Consider the following 393-nt stretch of genomic DNA (forward strand, 5'->3'; position numbering starts at 1 on the left):
ACAAGGTAGCCGTAGGGGAACCTGCGGCTGGATCACCTCCTTAATCGAAGATCCCGGCTTTCTCATAAGCTCCCACACGAATTGCTTGATTCACTGGTTAGACGATAGGTTTGCTGCTCGGTTGGTTAGAGCGCACCCCAGGCTCTTGGATAGAGAGTAGGGTGAGGTCGACCTGCAGGGCCAAAACGATTGGGTCTGTAGCTCAGTTGGTTAGAGCGCACCCCTGATAAGGGTGAGGTCGGCAGTTCGAATCTGCCCAGACCCACCAATTGTTGTGGTGGTGCCTTGATCCGATGGGGCCATAGCTCAGCTGGGAGAGCGCCTGCTTTGCACGCAGGAGGTCAGGAGTTCGATCCTCCTTGGCTCCACCATCTCCGAAATCGTCGAAAGCTC

General features: G+C 55.7%; 2 tRNA genes. Both read left to right on the forward strand.

Annotation, left to right across the window (positions count from 1 at the left end):
- Positions 1 to 191 precede the first annotated feature (191 nt).
- Positions 192 to 268 (forward strand) — tRNA-Ile (locus DK254_RS00870).
- A 27-nt stretch (positions 269 to 295) separates the two neighbouring features.
- Positions 296 to 371: transfer RNA gene (locus DK254_RS00875), tRNA-Ala, on the forward strand.
- The last annotated feature ends 22 nt before the right edge of the window (positions 372 to 393 follow it).

Source organism: Pseudomonas sp. RW407 (genome assembly GCF_003176655.1).
In the GTDB taxonomy this organism is placed as follows: Bacteria; Pseudomonadota; Gammaproteobacteria; order Pseudomonadales; family Pseudomonadaceae; genus Pseudomonas; species Pseudomonas delhiensis.